This is a genomic window from Diplocloster hominis, assembly GCF_032380655.1.
GTDB lineage: Bacteria > Bacillota > Clostridia > Lachnospirales > Lachnospiraceae > Diplocloster > Diplocloster hominis.
The window spans coordinates 13,171-30,317 of record NZ_JAWDIY010000002.1; the positions used below are offsets into that span (position 1 = coordinate 13,171).

Genomic DNA, 17,147 nt, shown 5'->3' on the forward strand with positions numbered 1-17,147 from the left:
AAGGGGTGGGATGGTTAGAACCCGGGCGGCGGGCATGGCGGAAGCGGCCTGCTGGGAACGGGCAGGGGACTGCCTGCGTCCCGGGAGAAAACGGACCGGTATCCGCGGCTGTGGGCTTGCGCCGGCGGCTGCTAAGCAAAAACGGACCGGTGGATTCAGGAACCGGGGCTATTCACCAAGAACGCTTGAGGCGTTCTCGGTTCAGAGCCCCTTGCGTGTCGGCGGGGAACGCCGCCACGCATCCTGAATCCACCGGTCCGTTTTTGCTAAGCAGCCGTCCGGCCGCCCAATGCCGCGGATACCGGTCCGTTTTCTCCCGGGACGCAGGCAGCCCCCTGTCCGTTTCCAGCAGGCCGCTTCCGCCATGCCCGCCGCCCGGGCCCTAACCATCCCATCCCTTCCGCAGCCCCCAGTCCCTGCACTGGTGCAGAATTTTCGCAGTTGATGATTTTCGGGGCTGATGGTATATTTAGGAAGTAGTGATAAAAGGTAATAGTGATAAAAAGTAATAGCGATAAAAAGTAATAGTGATAAAAAGTAATAGTGATAAAAGGTATTAGTGATATAAGGTATTAGTGGTAAAAAATAGTAAGGTAAAAGATAGTAGTAATTATGGAGTGCAATAAAATGATGGGGGAGTGTAGCATGAAATTGACTGTGTTGGTGGACAACAATACATTTATAGATCAGTATTATTTAGGGGAACCGGCAGCCTGTTTTTATCTGGAAGCAGGTGAAGAGAAAATCCTGTTTGATGCGGGATATTCAAATGTCTTTCTTAAGAATGCCTGTAGTATGGGAATTGATTTGACACAGCTTGACAGGGTGGTTATTTCACACGGACATAATGATCATACCGGCGGCTTGAGATATTTGAGCGAATGGATGGAGACATCCCAGTTAGAACTGATCGCCCACCCCGAAACCTTTTGGGAAAAAGAGTACGACGGCGGACCCATAGGCGCTCCATACCGGGAAGAAGAGCTTCGCAAACGATTCCGCGTCACCTTTACGGCAGAGCCCTATTGGCTTGCGCCAAATCTGCTTTTTTTAGGAGAGATCCCATCATACAATGATTTCGAACCCCGCCGCCAGATTGGTTGGAAATATACTTCCCGGGGGCGCATTCCGGATCTGGTAATGGAAGACTCGGCTCTGGCCTACATCGGAAAAGACGGCTTGTTCGTCATAACCGGGTGTTCTCACAGCGGCATCTGCAACATGATCGAACATGCCCGAAAGGTAACGGGAATACATAGAATAGCAGGCGTTCTCGGCGGTTTCCATCTGTTTCAGGAAGATGGGCAGCTGGAAAGTACAATAACGTATCTGGAAAACCTGCAGCTTAAAAATTTATATCCCAGTCATTGCGTCTCATTTAAGGCAAAGGCAAAAATCCACCAAACAATCCCAATAACCGAAACGGGAGTCGGTATGACTATAACTTTATAAGGTATACTTTACAGCATCCCTTAATGCATGCCCTAACGGGCGGAGTCGCAGCATAGCTGCTCTATAAAGTATAATCATGATGCCGCTTTTTCTGCCGGGACTTACAGTACTGCATTTCCATCTAAGACCCCTTTGATGCAGCGGATCAACTCGTCATTCTGGGCAGGATTCATAAAGCAGAACCGTACATACTTATTATTCAGGAACGGGAAGGTGGAACAGTTGCGGACCATCATGCAGCTGCGGATGCAGGAATCGAAGATATCCTGTGCGGTAACAGAATCCCTGAGTATCCGGAACAGAAGAAAATTCGCGGTGGGTTCGTATACTTTCAGCGTATCCCAACTGCTTAATTCCTGATAGATCCGGCTGCGCTCCGTGGAGATCAGCTGTCTGGTAGCCTTTATATAATCCGTGTCCTGGAACATGAGCTCCCCGGCTGCTTCCGCCAAAGCGTTGATGGTCCAGGGATTTTTGCGGTTGTTGATCTTTTTGACCAGATCGTCATTGCCGGTGATGGCGTAGCCCAGACGCAGGCCCGGAGAGGCGTAGAATTTGGAGATGCCCCGCAGGATGACGATGTTGTTATAATATTCCGTCAGTGGTACTGCAGTGACATCCAGGCCGTCCGGCGCGAACTCTACATAGGTTTCATCTACCATAACATAGATATCATGCTGTTTGCACACGTCCAGGATCCGGCGCATGTCGGAGCGGGTGATGGAGGTGGAAGTGGGATTATTCGGATTGCAGATGATCAACAGATCAATGCTCTCGTTTAATTTACCGCAGAAACGCTCCACATCCAGTTTGAAGTCTTCGCTCTCCTGCAGCGGATAGTATAAAGAGGTTCCTCCGCCCAGGGATACTTCACGCTCATATTCCGAATAGGTCGGTCCGATGATAAGCGCTTTTTTGGGGTGTTCGATCTGTATGAACAGAGAAATCAGTTCGGTGGAACCGTTGCCTACGATGATATTACCGGGGTCTGTATGTGCGTAGCGGGCGATACATTTTCTAAGAGAAGTGTATTCCCGGTCCGGGTAAGAGGTGATCACATCGATCTTTTCCGACAGGGCTTCCCGTAGCTTAGGAGATATTCCCAGCGGATTTACATTGGCGCTGAAGCTTACAATATCCTCTTTTTGAATTCCGTATACGGAAGCGATTTTTTCCAGATCGCTGCCGTGAAAATGATCTACATGTTTTATCATAGATGACATCTGCCTTTCCGGCCGCACGATACCATATCTATGGTATATCTTTTGTTGCGCGGTATTGTTTTAAAGTGTATAATTTACTATAGCGTGATTCTAATAAAAAAGCAACTGTTTCTAAGGCTTGGAGTAAGGCTTGGTGATTGCATGATCGGACGAATTGAACAGATGGCCAGAGGGGTGTTCCGGTATGAAACCCTGAAGCTTGTAATGCCGGAGGAGCCGGTAAAAATAGTCTTAAAAAAAGCAGAGACTTATACGGGTAAATTTTCTATGAAAGAGGAACATGACCGGCTGGTGAAAGGAGAAGTGTACTCCTCTTCGCCGAGAATGCAGGTCCTGAACCCGGAATTTAAGGACAGTACGATTGAGATCGAATACATATTTGACGCTGCAGGTATGATGGACAAAGAAGAAGCAGCCGGCAGCTTCTGGGTGGTTTCTGATGCGGGCGAGTATGAACTGCCGTTTCTGGCGTCGGTGAGACAGCAGGCTGCGGACAAGGCGGTACTGCCGGCGGATACGCTGGAAGCCTTTGTGAAACTGGCGGCAGAGGATTATGAGGAAGCTTACCGTTTTTTTGTGCGCAGGGATTTTGAACAGCTGCTCCAAGGCAGGGATCAGAAGTACCGGGAAATCTACCGGGGCTGCCTGAAAACCACGACGGAAAAACAGGTCCTGGAAGGTTTCCTGGTAGCGGCAGGCCTGAAACCAAACGCCCGGATTTCCATAGACAGTTATAAAATCCGCTGTTACGAGTCGGATACCAAAGAGGAGAAAGTACTGCCGATCCGAAAAAGTGTGCCGGGATACCAGAATGTCCGGGTATCGGCAGACGTGCCCTGGCTGATTCCTGACACATCACTGATTCATTCCGGAACGTTCCATAATGACTTATATGAACTTCATTACCGGATTGATGCCGGGCTGCTGCACAGCGGTAAGAATTTTGGAAGGATAACCCTTAAGGCCCCGGGACAGGAGCTTGCCTATGAAGTGGAAGTAGCGGAGGCGGTGTATGAGGACGTCCGCCGCAAAAGAGAACGCAGGCTGGAAGTAAAACGGCGCCAGGTACGGCTTATGCAGCTGTATATGGATTTTAAACATCGGAAGATACCGCTAAAGACCTGGACGGACCATTCCAGAGAAGAGATCGAATGGCTGGAAAAGGCTGACGACAGAAATGTATTCTATGTCCTGGTAAAGATCCAGCTGCTGCTGGCGGAACGCAATAACGAAGAGGCCAGACATATGCTGAATAAGCTGGACGGCAATGCGGAAATTAAAGCGCAGCCTGAGGCCAGGGGATATTATCTGTATCTGCAGAGTCTGTATTCCAGGGACAGAAGCTATATCAATAAAGTGTCTTTCGAGGTCAAGGAGCTCTGCGGCAAGTGCCAGGGAAGCTGGAAACTGTTGTGGGTCTTGCTCTATATGGATGAGAATCTGGAACGCAATCAGGAGAGAAAACTGGAACTGATCGAACAGCGTTTTGCGCAGGGCTGTGCAAGCCCTATGATATATCTGGAAGCCTATGATCTGATCCGGAAAAATCCGGGCCGGCTCAATAAACTTAAGAATTTTGAACTGCAGATAGTAAGCTATGCGGTGAAGCATGGGATAGTTACGAGGGAGATCGCGGAGCGGGTATCTCTATTGGCGGCCAAATACAAAAAATATGAGGAGATTCTATACCGTATCCTGGTCTACTGTTATCGGGAGTTCGGGATGAAGGACACGGCAGCGGCGATCTGTTCCCTGCTGATCAAAGGGAATGTGACGGATAGCGGCGCATTTGAGTGGTATGCGCTGGGGGTGGAACAGGAGCTTAAGATTACCAGGCTGTATGAGTACTATATGTATGCGCTCCCGCAGGACTTTGCGCAGCCCCTGCCGCAGCAGATTCTGTTATATTTTGCTTATCACAGCCAGCTGGACTACCGGAAGAAGGCGCAGCTCTATGCGAACGTGATCCGATACCGGGAGCAGAACCTTCCGGTTTATCAGAAGTTTGTGCCGCTGATGGAGCGCTTTGCCCTGGAACAGCTGATGGAGAGGCGGATCAATGAGAATCTGGCCGAAGTATACCAGCAAATGCTGAAGGAGACACCGTTCACAGCCGAACTGGCATGGGCGCTGGCGGATGTACTATTTACCTGCAGGCTGAACACAGAGGATACAAAGGTAAAATATGCCACCGTTCTTCACCCGGGGCTTGAAAAAGAACGCCGGGTGCCTGTACAGCAGGGGACAGCCTATGTCCGGCTGTATACGAAAAATGCAGTGGTTTTGCTGGACGATGGGGAGGAACACTGGTGTGAGGCGTTAACCGCTTCACAATGTATCCGCGTGATGAAGAACACAGATTTCCTTGAAAAATGCAAGGAACTGGCGGGCGGTCACATGGGGATTCTTTTGCATGTGTGTGAAGAACAGGGCAGACCGCTATGTTATAAAGATGAAACGATTGCGTTTTATGAAGCACTGTCGGTTCAGCCGGGAATCAGCAGGCCATTTTACCGGCAGCTTCGAAGCGGTATCCTGAATTACTATTATGAAAACAGGGAAGGCCGTGATCCCGATGGCTTTCTGGATACCTGCAGGGAGGAAATGTTCCTGGCAGAAGAAGCCCATAAACTGACAGAGCTTCTGATCGAACGAGGGAGATATCCGGAGGCTTACACGGCGGTCAATATTTATGGTTATGAGAGAGTGCCTCTGCGGATGCTGGTGAAACTGTGTGCCAGGCTGGTGATGATGAATGATTATGAACAGGACCGGTATCTGCTGGGCCTTTGTGCATATGTATGGGAAAACAGCAAGTATGATACGGTGATCCTTCAGTATCTTCTGGCCTGCTTAAAAGGGCCGCAAAAGCAGCTGTTTGAGCTTTGGAACTGTGCCCGCAAGTTTGAGATCGATACCTATGAGTTTGAAGAACGGGTACTGATGCAGATCCTGTTTACGGAACAGATGAGTGAACAGGGGGATGCCATGTTTCTCGATTACTGCCAAAAAGGTCCGAAACACAGGCTTGAGTCGGCTTATCTGGCATGGGAATCCTGGCTCTATATCATGCAGGGAAAGAAGCCGGATGCTTCAGTGATGAATCTTCTGGCCAGGGAGTACCGGCAGAAGGAAAGACTTGCGGATATATGCCTTTTGGCAATTCTGGCCTGGGCCGGTGAAAAAGAAGCACTGTCAGACGAAGAGCAGAAGATGGTGCTGGGGATAATAAGGATGTTTGCGGACCGGGATATGTATTTTGCCATATACCAGGAACTGAAAAAAAAGATCCGGCTGCCCCAGGAACTGTCCAGAAACACTTATCTGGAATACCGGACGGAGGAAAAAAGCACCGTAATCTTTTCCTACAAAATAGTCAGCGGTGATGCCCGGGAGGAAGCGTATTTCTGCGAAGAGATGAAGCATATGCTGGAAGGGATTTTTGTAATAGGAATCCCCCTGTTTTATGGGGAAACACTGCAGTACTATTTTACCGAAATCAGGAGTGACGGGACAAAGACCAAATCCGATACCAGATTCTACCGGCAGGGCGGACCGGACACCGTCGCAGCCGGCATGAAGTATGATATGCTGAATGCCGTGCTGATGGCGGAAGAAGAGGAGGGGCCGGATGGCATACAGCCAGACGGACTGCGAATGAAGCGTCAGGACAAGCTGGCGGACAGGATGAAGGAATATCAGGAAGTAAATATGCTGACCGAACATTTATTTGGGCTGAAGGAATAGCGGGGTGACACGATTGGCACAACAGCAGAGAAGACATTTTGGATGCAATATCACGGAAGATGATATCCGGCTTAGCTTTGTGGGTAACGATGAGGAACCTATGACTGTCACGATACCGGTCAATCATGAAAAAGAGGACTGTGCGGTGGCGGGAGCCTGTGAGCCGGAACAAGTGCAGGCTTTTGTCCTGACGGCTAAAGATCCCGATTCGGATATTACAGTGGAATGGGTTAAGAAAATACAAAGCGCCGGGATACCGGAATCGGTGATCTGCGTGCAGGATCATCTGGAGAGCTTTGTGCACTTTGTGGTGCATCAGGAGCCGGAATTGTGGAACCACGCGGTAGTTCTGTTTACGCTGGAGCAGGGAGTGCTGAAAAGTTATGAGATGATTATGAAACGCCAGACCAGGCCGTACCTGGTACAGGTCTATCCGGGGCCGCTAAAGGTTTTTGACGGGAATGACGGTATGGATGAGGCTTTTGCAGAGCTGGCGATGAATTATTTCCGAAAAAAACTGGTGTCTTCCGTGTTCCTGTCAGGAGAAGAGTTTGAAGGAAACTGGATGAAACGTTCCTTAAAAGTACTGTGTGCCGGCAGAAGGGTTTTTCAGGGGAAAAATCTGTTTTCCAAGGGTGCCTGCTATGCGGCCCTGGAATTTGCGAAGGAGAAAAGGGAATCCGGCGGCGGGGAAGTGCCCTTTATCTATCTGGGGGAGCGGAATACGAAGAGCTTTATCGGTATACTGACCGAAGCGAAGATCGGAAGAGAGTGCAGGGAAGTGATGCCTGCGGGGCTTTTTTGGAGAACCTGCCGCGTGGTGTGCGAGGTGATGGCGGATGATACCGAAGAGATCGGCCTGGTGGTCCAGTCGGCTTATACGGGAGAATCCAGACAGGAAGTCATCCCCATTCCGGGCCTTCCCAGGCGGCCGAAGCGAACTACGAGACTTAAGATTACCTTTACCTGCAAAAATGTGGGATGTTGTCACGTGCTGGTAGAAGACATTGGATTCGGCGAATTCTTTGCGCCCAGTGGACTGAGCTGGGAAAAAGACATCCCGATATAGGAGGAAACAGTGATGGGCGGAATCTGGTTATGCCATGGAAAGACAGCGGTGGTTCCCTATTATATGGAACAGGCGGATGTCAGACTCTATTCCTATGAGGAACTGTGCTATTTTTTATATCATAATCTGTACTTGTTCGAACGGGAGATGCTGACTGAGAACTTTGTGCGCTGGCTGGACCGGGACCTGGAACTTCCGGTGCTGGCCGGTGATATCCGGGAGATGGTCCGGCAGAATACGGGACTGATTCATATTATGGAACGGATCTTCGAAGACGCCCCATATCTGAATGCCCAGGAGATTCAGAAGGCCGGAAAAATGCTGCGGATGATCTTGAATGAGCCTGAGAGTGTAAAACGAAAAAAAAGAGGCGACCGCTACGTGGAACTGCACCGCTATGAAGCTGGGATCAGGGAATACAGGCAGATCCTTGAGAATGAGGGGGCCGAGGCCTACGACGGTTTTTATGCTCAGGTGTACCATAACCTGGGTACGGCCTGTGCCAGAATGTTCCGGTTTAAAGAGGCCTCAGAGTATTATATGCATTCCTACCGCCTGAAGAAAGATCCGGAAGTGATGCTGGAGTTTACAGCAGCCCTGCGGTTGGGGCTTCCAAAAGAGCTTTACGCCGGGCTGATCCAGAGAGGACAGGCTACGAAACAACAGGCGGATGAAGTGGAGAAGCGGATTCAGGAACTCCAGGAGCTGAACCGGTCAGGCGCGGAAGGCCGGGAATTGGAACGTGTGCTTGCTCAGGCCGGAGAAGATGACAGGAGGGAGCTATATTCCCTTACCGGTGAATGGAAGCGGGAATTCAGGAAAAATATTCAATGCCGTACTGCTTAACAGTGCGGCATTTTTATATAGAGAATTTCGTTTCGAAAGTTTCGACTATGATCGATTCAAAACAAAAAATAAATAAAATATGAACGAGTTGTGAATAAAAACGGGAAAAATGTTGAGAAAATCCAATTGCTGGAAGATTAAATAAATCATTGAGCGAAAAAGAAAAAACCGGAAAAAGTTCGAATTTGTGGAATGGGACTGTCAAAATACACAAAAACAGGGAGACGTTTTTGGGCAAATAGGCAAAATAGCCTGTTTGGCAATTTATTTTGTTGACAATACTGCCGAAGGAAATTATAATAATCACAAACGAAAGCAAATGCACATTCTAGACATAATTGCAAAAGTTTGTTCATGATTCGCGGAGGTGGAAAGGTGAAGGAAAAGTTTTTGGAAATATCAAACGTAAGTAAAACTTTCCCTGGTGTGAAGGCGCTTGATAACGTCAAGTTTGACATCGTTCCCGGTGAGGTACATGCACTGGTTGGTGAGAACGGTGCCGGCAAATCGACATTGATCAAAATCCTGTCCGGTTTCCAACAACCGGATTTGGGAGCCAAGATTGTGATCGAGGGAAAAGAAACAAAGTTGAACGGTGTTATGGATGCCATCCGTCAGGGTATATCGGTTGTATATCAGGATTTCAGTTTGTTTGGAAACCTGACCGTTGCGGAAAATATCGGAATCAATGAGATCATCGAGAAAAACCGCCCGGTCCTGAAATGGAAAGAGATCAACGAGAAAGCAGTTAAGGCCCTGGCTATTGTAGGTGCCGAGATTGATCCGAAGGAAATCGTTGAGAACCTTTCGGTGGCAAAACAGCAGATGGTTGCAATCGCCAGTGCTGTAGCGCAGGACGCCAAAATGATTATCCTGGATGAGCCCACATCGGCTTTGTCCAGAAACGAAGTAGAAACCTTATATGGCATCATTGATAATCTGAAGAAAAAGAACATCGCTATCATGTTCGTTAGCCATAAAATGGAAGAATTGTTCCATGTCTCCGACCGCTTTACGATTTTCCGTGACGGACAGTATGTCGATACGGTGAACGCCAAAGATGTTACCGAGGATGATCTGGTATCCATGATGGTTGGCCGTAAGGTTGAGATCAAGAGCTACGCGAACCTGGAAAATAAAGGTCCGGTTGCCTTGAAGGTAGAAGGACTTTCGAAGAAGGGTAACTTCAAGAATATCAATTTTGAACTTCACGAAGGTGAAGTGATCGGTATTACTGGTCTGGTAGGTGCCGGACGTAGTGAGATGGCACAGGCGATATTTGGTATCAATCCTCCGGATTCCGGTAAGGTTTACGTGCAGGGAAAAGAAGTACATATCAAATCACCGGCGCAGGCGCTGCAGCATGGTATCGCCTATATTCCGGAAAGCAGACAGACCCAGGGACTGGTATTGCCGAAGACAATTGAAAGTAATATTACTCTTCCGGTACTGAAAAAATACAGAAATAAAATGGGATTAATCGATCGTAAGACTCAGCGCGCTTCCGTTGATAAATGGGTAGAGATGCTGGATGTCCGCCCCAATGACCCGGATATGCTGGCAATGCAGCTCTCCGGTGGTAATCAGCAGAAGGTAGTTCTGGCAAAATGGATTTCTACCGAGGCAAAGATTCTGATCGTAGATGAACCTACGAACGGTGTCGATGTCGGAGCGAAAGCAGAAATTCACCAGATTATCAGAAAACTGGCCAGTGAGGGCACGGCGGTAATCGTTATCTCTTCGGAGCTTCCTGAAATCTTATCTGTCAGCGACCGGATACTAGTCATGCGTAAGGGCAGAATTGCAGGAGAATTCCTGAATAAAGACCTGACGCAGGAAATGATCATGAGTAAGGCCGTTGTTTAACGAAAAGATAGGGAGGTAAGGAAACGTGAAGAATTTCGCTAAGAATTTTGTGAAAAGAAAAGAATTCGGTATTATACTGATTGTTGTGATCTTATCCGTAATTCTGACATTTTTGAGCAGCGCATTTTTGACCGTAACCAATATCATGGACTTTATGAAGAGTAATTCCGTATATGGTATTATGGCATTTGGAATGCTGCCGGTATTGATTTCCGCCGGTATCGATCTGTCGGTATCTGCGACGATCGCACTTAGCGCTGTTGTAATAGGTAAGTTTATGCTGGCATTCCCGAATTCCAATCCGGTCATTGTAATACTGGTGGCTATGATTGTGGGAGCAGCAGTAGGTGTGATCAATGGATTGATTATCACCAAGTTTAATATTCCTCCGATCGTTACGACGCTGGGTGTTATGACGATCGTAAACGGTGCGGTCCTTCTGGGAACCGGCGGTGCCTGGATTTCCGGGCTGCCCCAGTGGTGGGTAAGCTTTGGCTCCTTTAAGCTCTTTGGTATCATTCCGACACAGCTCTTTATGCTGATCTTCGCCGGACTGGTTACATGGCTGATTCTGAAGTTTACACTGGTTGGACGTGGGATCTACGCGGTCGGCGGCAGTCAGTCTTCCGCAGTTCGTGTCGGATACAATGTAAATCGGATTTTGATTTTTATCTACGCTTTCTGTGGTATGATGGCTGGACTGGGAGCTGCGGCTCATATCTCCATCGTAGGTCAGGTTGACCCGAATACTTATACCGGATATGAACTGGATGTTATCTCCACCGTAGTTTTGGGCGGCGCCAGCGTTATGGGTGGTACGGGTACTGTCTTTGGCACGACCTTAGGTGTGATCCTGATGGCAGTTCTGAAAAACGGTCTGATCCTGGCCAGAATCCCTAACTATTGGCAGAAAGTTGTTATGGGTCTCGTAATTATTATAGCTGTATCTGTAGACGTTATTAACCGGAAACGTGAACAGGCGAAACTTGTTCGTGTCGATGTTGAGGAATAGGAGGAATTGATAAAATGAAATTTTATAAAAATTTGAGATCCAAACATTCCAATGAATTGACATTAGCAATTATCTTTATCGGTATCTTTGTCCTGATGAGTATATTATCGCCGGATAAGTTCCTTTCCGGAAACAATATTAAGACCATGATGTTCCAGATGCCGGAATTCGGCCTTATGGCGATCGCCATGATGATCGCGGTTCTGACCGGCGGGATTAACCTTTCCATCACCACAGGCGCTGCCCTTTCCAGTATCGTATGTGCGTTTATTCTGTCCAGTGAGTTCAGCCAGAACAACAATGCGCTGGGAATTATCTTAGGACTTATTGCCTGTATGGTAGTAGCGGTGATCTGCGGTGTGATCAACGGTTATGTAGTGGCCTATATCGGCGTTGCCGCCATGCTGGTTACTCTGGGAAGCAAGACGTTGTTTGAAGGCCTGGGCCTCGCCTTTACAAAGGGCGGTTCCATTTCCGGGTTCCCGGAAGCATATTCCTTCCTGGGCAACGGTTCGGTGCTGGGAATTCCTTTCCCCATCATTCTTTACATTGTGGTTATTATCGTCAGCTACCTTCTGATTGAGAGAAGCGCCTGGGGGACGGAAGTATATATGGTAGGTTGCAATGAGATTGCAACCCGGTTCTCAGGAATCAATACAAAGAAAACACTCATGAAGGTTTATATTTACTCAGGAATTATGTCGGGTCTTGCATCGATCCTGATTTCTTCCAGATATAATTCAGCGAAGACGGATTACGGTTCTTCCTACATGATGCAGGCGGTTACCGCGGTAGTATTGGGCGGAACCAGTATCTCCGGCGGACATGGTACAGTAGCAGGAACCGTTCTGGCTGTCGCCATCGTACAGGTTATCTCGACAGGATTGAATATCCTGGGTGTAAACCGCTATATCATCAATATCATAACCGGTGGTATCCTGATCGTAGTTCTGGCACTTCGTTATATCACCAAAGTGATGGAAGATAACAGAAAGATCAAAGAAAGAGCAGCGGCTGCTGCCAAATAAGCCAACAGAACAGGCTCGAAGGCCAGCTGGGAGGCTAAGTCCTCCCGCGGTCTTTACATAAAATGAGCAACAATTTTCATTCAAAAAAAGGAGGAAAAGAAATGAAATTGAAAAAGTTACTTAGTTTAACACTGGTAACAGCAATGGTTGCGACCATGTCCTTAACAGGATGCGGAAGCAAAGAAGAAGCTCCGGCTGAGACTCCGGCACCTGCAGAAAGCGAAGCACCTGCAGCACCTGCAGAGAGCGCAGCTCCGGCTGAAAGTGAAGCACCTGCTGCTTCCGGCGAAAGCTATGATATCGTAGTTATGCCGAAACTGATTGGTATCCCTTACTTCAACCAGACTGGTGAGGGTGCTGAAAAAGCTGGTAAAGACCTTGGCGTTAACGTAATCTACAACGGACCTACCACAGCTGATGCTGCAGAGCAGGTTAAAATGCTTGAAGATTATATTACACAGGGCGTAGACGCTATCTGTGTAGCTCCTAACGATCCCGCTGCTCTGGATCCGGTTCTGAAAAAAGCAAAAGAAGCCGGCATCAAAGTTCTTGACTGGGATACACCTGCAACCGAAGATCTTGTAGACGCTTCCATTCATCAGATTTCTGATAAAGAACTTGGCGAGCACTGCGTAGATAAACTGGTTGAGTACATGGGAACTGAGGAAGGCGAATATGCGATCATCACCGGTGGACTTTCCGCTGCTAACTTAAATGCATGGATCAAATATGCAAGAGAATATGCAGAAGAAAAATTCCCGAACCTGAAATTAGTTGCAGATCCTTACCCGACAGACGAGAAACAGGATGTTGCTCTGTCTACTGCAAAAGACGTTATGAAAGCTTACCCGGATCTGAAAGGATTCATCTGTATGTCCACACCGGCTCCGATCGGAACCGCTCAGGCTGTTCGTGAGTTAGGATTACAGGATAAAGTTACTGTAGTTGGTACCTGTGTTGAAGAAGACTGCCAGGACGTATTATCTGATGGCTCTCTGGATTGTGGTATGCTGTGGAATACCCAGAATCTTGGATACTTAACCGTTGCTTGTGCGAAAGCTCTGCTTGATGGAAAAACCTTATCCAACGGCGCTACCATCGACGGTTGGGACAGCCCTCTGGTAATGGAAAATGACAAGATCGTCGTTATGGGGCCTCCGGATGACTACGAGAAAAAATAATGAATAAGATTCTAAGGTGACTGCATGTTGCAACAATAGAAACACAGCTTGCGGCTGATCTATTGAAATGAATCTCTAGAGGTGGATTTGCTTCTTGCAATCCACCTCTTATTCTATTATAGTAAGAAGAGAATGTTTTTGTCGAAATTTTCATGAGATTGTCGAAGTGTTACTGAATATTTAAGGAAGAGTTTTAGAAGTTAGCGGAAGAGAGTTCCGGACCTTTGGAAGAGAGACCGGATTATTTGGAAGAGTAATTTTTACCGTTTTCAGCGGTTTGGTGAAGATAAAAACGGGTTAAAGGAGGAGCATGCATGGGTAAAGTGCTTGTGATCGGCAGCATTAATATGGATATCGTCATTGGTGTGGAACATATGCCGGTTGGTGGAGAGAATGTGTATGTAAACGATGTGGAACTGATTTGCGGAGGAAAAGGTGCGAATCAGGCGGGAGCGACTGCGAAGCTGGGACTGGATACCGTGTATTTCGGGTGTGTGGGCCAGGATGAGAATGGAAAACGGCTGATCGATACATTGAAACACAGTGGTATCGATACCAGCTATATGAAGGTGAAAGACGGCGGGAGCGGCCAGTGTTATATTATAGTGGAAGGCGACGGCCAAAACCGGATTCTGGTATCCCCAGGCGCCAACGAGAAAATGACGGTAGAAGATATTGATCAGGTTATCCTTCCTTTGATACCAGAGTTGGATATGATTTTGACACAGCTGGAGATTCCTTTGGAATGTGTGGAACGGATTGTGCAGCTGGGTAAAGAACATGGAGTGAAAGTATTTGTGGATGCAGGTCCGATCCGTGGATGTAAAGCGGAGCAGCTGCGGGGAGCCTGGTGTATCAGCCCGAATGAGACGGAGCTGGGGGCACTGGTTGAACGCAAAGTGCAGACGGAGGAGGAGATCACGGAAGCGGCGGAAGAACTTCTGGCATTGGATGTGGAATGCGTGCTGGTGAAATTAGGGGGCAGCGGCTGCCTCTATATCAGCAAGAATGAGCGAATACGCCAAAAGAGCTATAAAGTGAATGTGGTGGACACGACGGCTGCGGGCGACAGCTTCAGCGCAGGCTTCGCGGTGGGTGTCCTTGAAAATAAAAGTACAAAAGATGCGATTGATTACGCGACCAAGTGCGGCGCAATCGCGGTGACAAAGAAGGGGGCGAGCCCCAGTCTTCCGACAAAAGAAGCGGTTTTGAATTTTGAAAAAGAGTACCTGAAGAACGAAACTATGTAGGACTGAATATGGAAGGGTGTCTTTGGTGTTTCAAATAGAGAGATTAGAGAAAATTAAGCAAATACTCACGGAACAGAAATCGGCGGATGTCATTTGGCTGAGCAGCTACCTGAAAGTGTCGGAAGTAACCATCCGGCGTGATCTGGAAAAGCTGGAATCGGAAGGTTTTCTGAAAAGAACCTATGGTGGAGCGATTCTGAACAATGACTCAGCCAGTTCTTCCCAGACGGGACAGGTGCAGCAAATGCAGTCTGCCGTGAAGCCTGTGCTGATTTCGGATTCTGCCAGGGATCTGGGGGAAATCTGCCTGACGCTGGTGGAAGATTATGATGTTATCTTTTTGGGCCGTGGTGAGAGCAATCGCGCTTTGGCGGAACGATTATACGAGCGCACAGGGGTTGTTGTGTTTACCAACAGCCTGATGGTGCTGCAGATCATGGAGCATGACCGGAAGAACAAAGTGATTCTGACCGGCGGTGAAGTGGATTATGTAAAAAAAGTAATGAGTAACAGCAGTATTGGGATTCCTTTTCCGGATATTCGGGTAAACAAAGCCTTTCTTCATATACAGGGCGCTGACCTGGAGTATGGCCTGACGGTGAATGAACAAGAGGATGCCTGGATCTACAGAGAAATCAAAAGCAAGTCCAGAAATATGGTTGTCATCATGGAAGGCAAAGTGTTTGACAAGATAGGACTGATTAAAGTGGATGATATCTGCGGCGGAGATTATGTAGTGACGGACAGCAGCATACCGGAAGACTATAAAAGATGTTTTTATAAGAATGGTATTCGTTTGCATCAGAAATTTGATTTGTAGGAATAGGGACGCGGGACATGGTATTTAAAATTTCGGAGATTTGCAAGCAGTATGGGGACAACATAGTATTGGAGAATATATCCCTGGAATTACAGGGGGGTAAAGTACACGGAATCCTGGGCTATAATGGCGCGGGCAAGAGTACGTTAGGGAAAATTGTCGGAGGCGTAATACAAAAGGACTCCGGCCATATGCATCTGGACCGCATGGAATGCAGCAACTGGGATGTGCGAAGGGCCATGCGGTCGGGTGTGTTTATCGTGGACTATCATTCGACGCTGCTGCCGGAATTGACTGTGCGGGAAAACATGCTCTACGGTTTGAACAGCATAAAAGACGGTAATCTGCTAAGTGTCATACGCAATAAAAAGAAGATTGTCCAAAGACTCAAAAGTGAATTGGAGCATTATGGGCTGGAGTGTAATATGGATTGGCAGATCAGCCAGGTCTCCAACTCTATGCGCAATATTCTGGAACTTCTCCGCATCAAGCTGTTTTCGCCAAAGGTTGTGGTGGTGGATGAAATTGACGCGAATGTGAATGAGTTCTTCCGGGACCGGATTAAGAAAATTATCAGGGATATGGCGGATGACGGAGTGGCCGTCCTGTATATTTCCCATCAGATTCAAAGGGTGATGGAAATCTCCGATGAAATCAGTGCGATCATGGACGCGCATCTGGTGGAAACGGTGAAAGTCGCCGATATGAAACCTGAAAATGTCATAGATATGATGTTCAAGATCACGAATGAACATCCTCCCAAAACGATTGTAAAACCGCAGGCGAAGATCCTGGAACTGAAGCATATCAGCAATAATGTGATCAGCGACTTTTCTCTGTATGTACGGGAAGGGGAAATCGTCGGAGTGGTGGGCCTGGAAAAAGAGGGACCTGCTTCCTTTGGGGAACTGCTTTTTTCGGATAAATATCATCCGAAGCAGGGGGGCGATGTTTTATTCCGGGAGAAAGAAATAAGCCTGGTTACCCCGCAGGATGCGATGAAAGCCGGAGTGATTTTTCTGGATTCCAATGTGATTGACCAGTATCTGTTCCCCGGACAGACGGTCAGGGAGAATATGCTTCCGTTTGCCATCCGTGTAAAGTGCAGGGATCTGGAAACACAGACGAAGATCTGCCAAAGCTACCTGGACAAGCTTTCGATCAAAGCAAAGCCGGAAGATAAAATCGAACATATCAGTACCGGCCATCAGAAAAAGATCCTGATTGCCAAGAATATCTTATCCGAAGGAGAAGTTTTTATATTTGCAAATCCGACGGACAACATTGATACGGTATCCAAGATCGATATTTACAATATTATGAACGAATTGAAGATGCGGGGCAGGGGAATTATTCTGATTTCCAACGATTATCACGAGGTCGCGGGTATCTGCGATGTGATTGTCGTAGTGGAAGACGGGAAGGTGGTGCGCAAGTTTAACAATTATGCGCTTCACGAAAAGGAGCTGATTGCCTGGAGCGGACAGGAAGAGGAACATGATGTCTGACTCGAATGGAATATAAAAAAGGGTACTGCCGGATAATTGAGAAATGGTTCTGCCTCATATTTGGGCAGGCTGCAGCTAAATGAAATCAATATCCAGGTTCCGGAACCGGGCCTATTCACCAGGGACACTGATGTGTTCCCGGTGG

Annotated in this window: 13 protein-coding genes; 12 read left to right on the forward strand and 1 reads right to left on the reverse strand. The window is 47.8% G+C overall.

Annotated features, from left to right (window positions below):
- The first annotated feature begins 10 nt into the window (after window positions 1-10).
- The gene (locus ABC831_RS01885) at window positions 11-247 is read left to right on the forward strand and encodes a hypothetical protein (RefSeq protein WP_343246601.1); all 237 of its coding nucleotides are present in this window, start codon (window positions 11-13) and stop codon (window positions 245-247) included.
- A gap of 398 nt (window positions 248-645) precedes the next feature.
- Entirely contained in the window at window positions 646-1,452 is an 807-nt protein-coding gene (locus tag ABC831_RS01890; RefSeq protein ID WP_343246602.1) for an MBL fold metallo-hydrolase, read from the forward strand.
- 101 nt (window positions 1,453-1,553) lie between these two features.
- Here ABC831_RS01890 and ABC831_RS01895 read toward each other — a convergent pair whose 3' ends face one another.
- Window positions 1,554-2,666, reverse strand: coding sequence for a pyridoxal phosphate-dependent aminotransferase (locus tag ABC831_RS01895; RefSeq protein ID WP_343246603.1), 1,113 nt, complete (start codon window positions 2,664-2,666; stop codon window positions 1,554-1,556).
- Between the two features lie 150 nt (window positions 2,667-2,816).
- Here ABC831_RS01895 and ABC831_RS01900 point away from each other — a divergent pair, with 150 nt between their 5' ends.
- The 10 genes from ABC831_RS01900 to ABC831_RS01945 all read left to right on the forward strand — a co-directional run bounded on the left by ABC831_RS01900 (window position 2,817) and on the right by ABC831_RS01945 (window position 17,002).
- Window positions 2,817-6,422, forward strand: a complete 3,606-nt coding sequence (locus ABC831_RS01900; protein ID WP_343246604.1) for a DUF5717 family protein — start codon at window positions 2,817-2,819, stop codon at window positions 6,420-6,422.
- Window positions 6,423-6,426: 4 nt separating this feature from the next.
- The gene (locus ABC831_RS01905; RefSeq protein WP_343246605.1) at window positions 6,427-7,491 is read left to right on the forward strand and encodes a DUF5716 family protein; all 1,065 of its coding nucleotides are present in this window, start codon (window positions 6,427-6,429) and stop codon (window positions 7,489-7,491) included.
- 12 nt (window positions 7,492-7,503) lie between these two features.
- The gene (locus ABC831_RS01910; protein ID WP_343246606.1) at window positions 7,504-8,337 is read left to right on the forward strand and encodes a hypothetical protein; all 834 of its coding nucleotides are present in this window, start codon (window positions 7,504-7,506) and stop codon (window positions 8,335-8,337) included.
- A gap of 375 nt (window positions 8,338-8,712) precedes the next feature.
- Window positions 8,713-10,203, forward strand: coding sequence for a sugar ABC transporter ATP-binding protein (locus ABC831_RS01915; RefSeq protein WP_343246607.1), 1,491 nt, complete (start codon window positions 8,713-8,715; stop codon window positions 10,201-10,203).
- A gap of 25 nt (window positions 10,204-10,228) precedes the next feature.
- Entirely contained in the window at window positions 10,229-11,215 is a 987-nt protein-coding gene (locus tag ABC831_RS01920) for an ABC transporter permease (protein ID WP_343246608.1), read from the forward strand.
- Window positions 11,216-11,229: 14 nt separating this feature from the next.
- Entirely contained in the window at window positions 11,230-12,243 is a 1,014-nt protein-coding gene (locus ABC831_RS01925; RefSeq protein ID WP_343246609.1) for an ABC transporter permease, read from the forward strand.
- Window positions 12,244-12,344: 101 nt separating this feature from the next.
- A complete protein-coding gene (locus ABC831_RS01930) occupies window positions 12,345-13,424 on the forward strand; it encodes an autoinducer 2 ABC transporter substrate-binding protein (RefSeq protein ID WP_343246610.1) in 1,080 nt (359 codons plus the stop codon).
- A gap of 314 nt (window positions 13,425-13,738) precedes the next feature.
- A complete protein-coding gene (locus ABC831_RS01935) occupies window positions 13,739-14,674 on the forward strand; it encodes a ribokinase (RefSeq protein ID WP_343246611.1) in 936 nt (311 codons plus the stop codon).
- Between the two features lie 25 nt (window positions 14,675-14,699).
- Complete coding sequence (locus ABC831_RS01940) at window positions 14,700-15,494, forward strand: DeoR/GlpR family DNA-binding transcription regulator (protein WP_343246887.1); 795 nt, start codon at window positions 14,700-14,702, stop codon at window positions 15,492-15,494.
- A gap of 17 nt (window positions 15,495-15,511) precedes the next feature.
- Window positions 15,512-17,002, forward strand: coding sequence for an ATP-binding cassette domain-containing protein (locus ABC831_RS01945; protein WP_343246612.1), 1,491 nt, complete (start codon window positions 15,512-15,514; stop codon window positions 17,000-17,002).
- Window positions 17,003-17,147 lie beyond the last annotated feature (145 nt).

Excerpts from the sequence above, each read along its gene's own strand:
- ABC831_RS01885 (WP_343246601.1), top strand. The coding sequence starts at position 11 with ATGGTTAGAACCCGGGCGGCGGGCATGGCGGAAGCGGCCTGCTGGGAA.
- ABC831_RS01890 (WP_343246602.1), top strand. The coding sequence starts at position 646 with ATGAAATTGACTGTGTTGGTGGACAACAATACATTTATAGATCAGTAT.
- ABC831_RS01895 (WP_343246603.1), bottom strand. The coding sequence starts at position 2,666 with ATGATAAAACATGTAGATCATTTTCACGGCAGCGATCTGGAAAAAATC.
- ABC831_RS01900 (WP_343246604.1), top strand. The coding sequence starts at position 2,817 with ATGATCGGACGAATTGAACAGATGGCCAGAGGGGTGTTCCGGTATGAA.
- ABC831_RS01910 (WP_343246606.1), top strand. The coding sequence starts at position 7,504 with ATGGGCGGAATCTGGTTATGCCATGGAAAGACAGCGGTGGTTCCCTAT.
- ABC831_RS01925 (WP_343246609.1), top strand. The coding sequence starts at position 11,230 with ATGAAATTTTATAAAAATTTGAGATCCAAACATTCCAATGAATTGACA.
- ABC831_RS01930 (WP_343246610.1), top strand. The coding sequence starts at position 12,345 with ATGAAATTGAAAAAGTTACTTAGTTTAACACTGGTAACAGCAATGGTT.
- ABC831_RS01935 (WP_343246611.1), top strand. The coding sequence starts at position 13,739 with ATGGGTAAAGTGCTTGTGATCGGCAGCATTAATATGGATATCGTCATT.
- ABC831_RS01945 (WP_343246612.1), top strand. The coding sequence starts at position 15,512 with ATGGTATTTAAAATTTCGGAGATTTGCAAGCAGTATGGGGACAACATA.